The 5989-nt window shown below is 72.0% G+C and carries 3 protein-coding genes; 2 read left to right on the forward strand and 1 reads right to left on the reverse strand.

Going from position 1 to position 5989, the window contains the following annotated elements; translation table 11 throughout:
- The first annotated feature begins 184 nt into the window (after positions 1 to 184).
- Both mfd and AB8Z75_RS29910 read left to right on the forward strand, forming a co-directional pair.
- On the forward strand, positions 185 to 3766 hold the full coding sequence (mfd, locus tag AB8Z75_RS29905) for a transcription-repair coupling factor (protein WP_369207432.1): 3582 nt from the start codon (positions 185 to 187) through the stop codon (positions 3764 to 3766).
- Between the two features lie 95 nt (positions 3767 to 3861).
- Positions 3862 to 4452 (forward strand): Uma2 family endonuclease, encoded by a 591-nt coding sequence (locus AB8Z75_RS29910; RefSeq protein ID WP_369207434.1) that lies wholly within the window; start codon positions 3862 to 3864, stop codon positions 4450 to 4452.
- A gap of 25 nt (positions 4453 to 4477) precedes the next feature.
- On the opposite strand, the gene AB8Z75_RS29915 is transcribed toward AB8Z75_RS29910, so the two are convergent.
- Entirely contained in the window at positions 4478 to 5755 is a 1278-nt protein-coding gene (locus AB8Z75_RS29915) for an aromatic acid exporter family protein (RefSeq protein ID WP_369207436.1), read from the reverse strand.
- Between the last annotated feature and the right edge of the window lie 234 nt (positions 5756 to 5989).

The following is a 5989-nucleotide window of genomic DNA, read 5'->3' on the forward strand; positions in this document are numbered from 1 at the left end:
GCTGGGGGGCGCCCCCCCCGGCGCGCCCCCCAGCGGAGCCGGGCCCGCGGCGGACGAGGGGAGGGTGTCGGCCGGGCGGCGTAGTCTGGAAGGGCCCGAACAGGTTGTGTCGGGCCCTTTGGCGTGCCCGCGGTACGCCCCCGCACGCCCCCCGCCACCGGACGGAAAGCCGAAAGCGAAGCCCATGAGCCTGCACGGTCTGCTCGACGCCGTCACCGAGGACCCCGCGCTTGAGGAGGCGGTCAGGGCCGCGGCGGACGGCAACCGCCACCATGTCGACATGGTGGGCCCCGCCGCGGCCCGCCCGTTCGCCGTCGCCGCGCTGGCACGCTCCGCGCAGCGTCCGGTGCTGGCGGTGACGGCCACGGGCCGGGAGGCGGAGGATCTGGCGGGGGCGCTGCGCTCGCTGCTGCCCCAGGAGGGCATCGTCGAGTTCCCGTCGTGGGAGACGCTGCCGCACGAGCGGCTGAGCCCCCGCTCGGACACGGTGGGCCGCAGGCTCGCGGTGCTGCGCCGGCTGGCGCACCCGGATGTGGACGATCCGGCCACCGGGCCGGTCTCCGTCGTCGTCGCGCCCATCCGCTCGGTGCTCCAGCCGCAGGTCAAGGGGTTGGGGGACCTGGTTCCCGTCGCCCTCAAGCAGGGGCAGACCACCGATCTGGAAGAGGTCGTGGACGCGCTGTCCGCGGCGGCGTACGCGCGGGTGGAGCTGGTGGAGAAGCGCGGCGACTTCGCCGTGCGCGGCGGCATCCTGGACGTGTTCCCGCCGACCGAGGAGCACCCGGTCCGGGTGGAGTTCTGGGGCGACGAGGTGGAGGAGATCCGCTGGTTCAAGGTCGCCGACCAGCGCTCCTTGGAGGTCGCCGAGCACGGGCTGTGGGCGCCGCCGTGCCGGGAGCTGCTGCTGACGCCCGAGGTGCGCCGGCGCGCCGCGGAGCTGATGGAGCTCCATCCGGAGCTGCACGAGCTGCTCGGCAAGATCGCCGAGGGGATCGCGGTGGAGGGCATGGAGTCCCTCGCGCCGGTGCTGGTGGACGACATGGAGCTGCTGCTGGACGTGTTGCCCGCGGGCAGCATGACGGTGGTGTGCGATCCGGAGCGGGTGCGGACGCGGGCCGCGGACCTGGTGGCGACGAGCCAGGAGTTCCTGCAGGCGTCGTGGGCGGCGGCCGGCAGCGGCGACGGCCAGGGCGGTGCGGCCCCGATCGATGTGGGCGCCGCTTCGCTGCGCGGTATCGCCGAGGTGCGGGAGCACGCGCGCGAGCTGGGCATGATGTGGTGGTCGGTCAGCCAGTTCACCGCCGACGTCGAGGCGGCGGAGGACGGGGAAGGGGATGGGGACGGGGACGGGGACACGCTCAGGCTGGGCCTGCAGGCGCCGGAGACGTACCGGGGGGACACGGCGCGCGCGCTGGCGGACACCAAGGGCTGGCTGGCCCAGGGGTGGCGTTGTGTGTACGTCACCGAGGGGCACGGTCCGGCGTCCCGCACGGTGGAGGTGCTGGGCGGTGAGGGCGTGCCGGCGCGGTTGGAGGGCTCCGAGCTGGCGCTCGACCCGCGCCTGGTGCATGTGGCCTGCGGCTCCCTGGACAACGGGTTTCTCGCGCCGGGGCTGAAGCTGGCGGTGCTGACGGAGACGGATCTGTCGGGCCAGAAGGCGGCGGGCAAGGACGGCACGCGGATGCCGGCGCGGCGCCGCAAGCAGATCGATCCGCTGACGCTGCAGCCGGGTGACTTCATCGTGCACGAGCAGCACGGTGTGGGCCGCTACATCGAGATGGTGCAGCGTACGGTGCAGGGCGCGACCCGCGAGTATCTGCTGGTGGAGTACGCGCCGGCGAAGCGCGGGCAGCCGGGCGACCGGCTGTTCGTGCCGACGGACCAGTTGGAGCAGATCACCAAGTACGTCGGCGGCGAGCAGCCCACGCTGCACCGGCTGGGCGGCGCGGACTGGACGAAGACGAAGGCGCGGGCGAAGAAGGCGGTCAAGGAGATCGCCGCGGACCTGATCAAGCTCTACAGCGCCCGGATGGCCGCGCCGGGGCACGCGTTCGGCGCGGACACCCCCTGGCAGCGGGAGCTGGAGGACGCGTTCCCGTACGCCGAGACGCCCGATCAGCTCACCACGATCGGCGAGGTCAAGGAGGACATGGAGAAGTCGGTCCCGATGGACCGGCTGATCTGCGGTGACGTCGGCTACGGCAAGACGGAGATCGCGGTGCGGGCCGCGTTCAAGGCGGTGCAGGACGGCAAGCAGGTCGCTGTCCTCGTCCCGACGACGCTGCTGGTGCAGCAGCACTTCTCCACGTTCTCCGAGCGGTACGGCCAGTTCCCCGTCAACGTGCGGGCGCTGTCGCGGTTCCAGACGGACACCGAGGCGCGGGCGACGCTGGACGGGCTGCGCGAGGGCACGGTGGACATCGTCATCGGCACGCACCGGCTGTTCTCGTCGGAGACGAAGTTCAAGGAGCTGGGCCTGGTCATCGTCGACGAGGAGCAGCGCTTCGGTGTCGAGCACAAGGAGCAGCTGAAGAAGCTGCGGGCCAACGTGGACGTGCTGACGATGTCGGCGACGCCGATCCCCCGGACGCTGGAGATGGCGGTGACCGGTATCCGCGAGATGTCGACGATCACTACGCCGCCGGAGGAGCGGCACCCGGTGCTCACCTTCGTCGGCCCGTTCGAGGAGAAGCAGATCGGCGCGGCGATCCGGCGCGAGCTGCTGCGCGAGGGGCAGGTCTTCTACATCCACAACCGGGTGGAGTCCATCGACCGTGCGGCGGCGCGGCTGCGGCAGATCGTGCCGGAGGCGCGGATCGCCACCGCGCACGGGCAGATGTCGGAGCAGGCGCTGGAGCAGGTGGTGGTCGACTTCTGGGAGAAGAAGTCGGACGTGCTGGTGGCCACGACGATCGTGGAGAACGGCATCGACATCTCCAACGCGAACACCCTCATCGTCGAGCGCGGCGACAACTTCGGCCTCAGCCAGCTCCACCAGTTGCGCGGCCGGGTGGGCCGCGGCCGGGACCGCGGCTACGCCTACTTCCTCTATCCGCCGGAGAAGCCGCTGACGGAGACGGCGCACGAGCGGCTGGCCACCATCGCCCAGCACACCGAGATGGGTGCCGGCATGTACGTGGCGATGAAGGACCTGGAGATCCGCGGCGCGGGCAACCTGCTCGGCGGCGAGCAGTCCGGGCACATCGCGGGCGTCGGCTTCGACCTGTACGTGCGGATGGTCGGCGAGGCGGTGGCCGACTTCCGGGCCGCGCTGGAGTCGGGTGAGGCGGGTCCGGTGGAGGAGGCCCCGCCGGAGGTCAAGATCGAGCTGCCGGTCGACGCGCACGTCCCGCACGACTACGCGCCGGGCGAGCGGTTGCGGCTCCAGGCGTACCGGTCGATCGCCTCCGCCACCACGGAGGAGGACATCACCTCGGTGCGCGAGGAGCTGGCCGACCGGTACGGGCCGCTGCCGGAGCCGGTGGAGAACCTGCTGCTGGTCGCCGGCCTGCGGATGCTGGCCCGCACGGTCGGCGTCACCGACATCACCCTCCAGGGCAACAACATCCGCTTCAGCCCCGTCGAGCTGCGCGAGTCCCAGGAGCTGCGGCTCAAGCGGGTCTACCCGGGCTCGGTGATCAAGTCGGCCGCCCACCAGGTCCTGGTGCCCCGCCCCAAGCCGGGCGGTATCGGCGGCAAGCCCCTGACGGGCCGCGAACTGCTGGCCTGGGTGGGGGAGTTCCTGACGACGGTGCCGGGAGCCTGATCACCGGTTAGTGTGAAAAGAGCGCTCTAAGACACCGCTCCCGCGTCGTGCCCCGTAGGTTCGCGACACGCGGGGCGGTAGGAGGACTCACGACCATGACTGTCCCGGAGCCAGGAATGACTCGGCTGCGCCGCGCGGCAGAGGCGGCGGAGGAGGCCACGGGCCTGCGCGCCGAGATCATCCGAGGGGTTCTCATGATGCCTCCCACCCCGCGTGGCAAGCACGCGAAGGTGGTCAATGTGGTCGAACGGCAGCTGCTCCCGATCCTGCCCAAGGATCTGGACGCCTTCCAGCTCGCCTCCGTGGCTCTCCCACACGACCCGAACGACTACGCGACGCCCGACCTCCTGGTCTGCGACGCCGCCTTCGGTGACTCCGACGACTGGCTGGCGGAGCCGGGGAGCGTGGTGCTGGCCGTCGAGGTGGTCTCCCGGGGCAGCGCCACCAAGGACACGCGGGACATGGTCGGCTGGTACGCGGAGGCGAACGTGCCCGCCTATCTGGTGATCGACCCGCGGCAGGGACGCTGGACGCTGCACACGGTGCCGAAGGAAGGCACGTACCAGGGCACGCTGCACGGCGTATACGGCGAGCACGTCCGGCTGGACCTGGAGGAACTGCGCACGGAGCTGGCGACGGACGGGCTGCCCCGGTACGCGCCGGAGCGGAACCCCGGCAAGAGCTGACGTCGGCGCCCGCTCACCGTCCCCCTCACCGTTCTCCCCCCTGTTCCTCCTCCCACTCCAGCTCGCGTTCCTCCTCCCGCTCCTTCTGGCGGGAGCGCTCGCGGCGGCGCAACTGGCGCAGACCTCGCAGGAGGCGGTTCTTCTCGCGCTTCTCGCGGGACTGGCGGTCGAGCTCCTCCCACAGGCGTTCGGACCGCTTCTCGACGTCCAGCTCGTCGAGGATGCGGTCGGCCTCGGCGAGCAGCGCACCGTGCAGCTGCCACTGGCGCGGATGGGCGCGGACAGTGTCCAGGAGCTGGAAGGCGACGGTGTCGCGGCGGGTGCGGCTGGCTTCCAGGGAGCGCACGAGCTGTGCCTCGGCCTCCTCCGCGTTGGAGCTGACGGGCGTGGTGATCAGCTCCGCGAACGCCTCGACCGCGCGGGCCATCTCGACGAACAGCTCGTGCATGCCCTCGGCGATGTCGTCGCGGAACAGGGGCTCGGTGGTGCGTTTCTTGGCCAGGTCGGTGACGGTGCGGCAGGTGGTGCGCAGCACGACGGCGCAGATCTCCAGGGTGTCGAGTCCGGTGCGCATCACGACGCGGGAGAGCAGCCCCTCCCGTACGCGCGGGTTGAGCCGGAGGCTGTCCTCGGCGCGCCGCAGCTCGACGTCGACCTCGACGATGTCGTGGTCGAGTCGCCGCGCCTGGTGCAGCCGGTCGGCGGCCCGGCTGACGGGTGTGTGGCCGCGGACGTCGTCACCGAGTCCGGCCAGCAGGTTCCGCATGCGGCCCGCGAGGTCGAGGACGGCGTCTCCGGCCGGCTGCACCCACACGGGCGGCACGAACAGCACGTTGAAAGCCAGTCCGACGATGGCGCCGATCAGCGTTTCCAGCACCCGGTCCCAGGCCATCGAGGCGACCTGGCTCTGTGTCACGCCCAGCACCAGCATGGCGCTGATCGCGGTCTCGGGCACGAACTCGCCGGCCTTGACGAACCGGCCGACGATCAGGGCGGCGAGGATGACCACGCCCAGGCTCCACCAGGTCAGCCCGACCAGAGCGCTGAAGCCGCTGGAGAGCAGCACGCCCGCGACCACGGCATTGACGCGGCGGACGCCGGTCCGCAGCGTCGTGAAGAGGGTGACCTGGGTGACCAGCAGCGCGGTGAGCGGCGCCGTCAGCGGTGCCGGTTCGCTGCTGAGCTGCAGGGCGACGACGTAGCTGATCACGGCGGCGATGGTGGACCTGGCCGTCTGGGCGACCACGGGCTCCTGGTGCGGGCGCCGCACCAGCTTCAGCAGAGGGTCGGTGACTTCGCGCACCTGACGTCCCTCCCCGCTTTGCCCTCCGTTGCCACAGGCAGGGCGCCGTCGGGGTGACGGAACGGCCCGCCGGCGGGTCGGTGCGTCGGCGCGCCGACCCGCCGGCGCGGCGACCCGCCGGCGCGGTGTTGCGCCGGGACCGCGGCGAGGCGCCGCCGTGGGCGGTCGCCGCGAGGCGCTGCCGCCCCGCGGCTATGCTCGCTCGGTGATCGTCGACGCCGCCCGGCCCCGCCC

The sequence above is a fragment of the Streptomyces sp. PU-14G genome (genome assembly GCF_041028275.1).
Classification (GTDB): Bacteria; Actinomycetota; Actinomycetes; order Streptomycetales; family Streptomycetaceae; genus Streptomyces.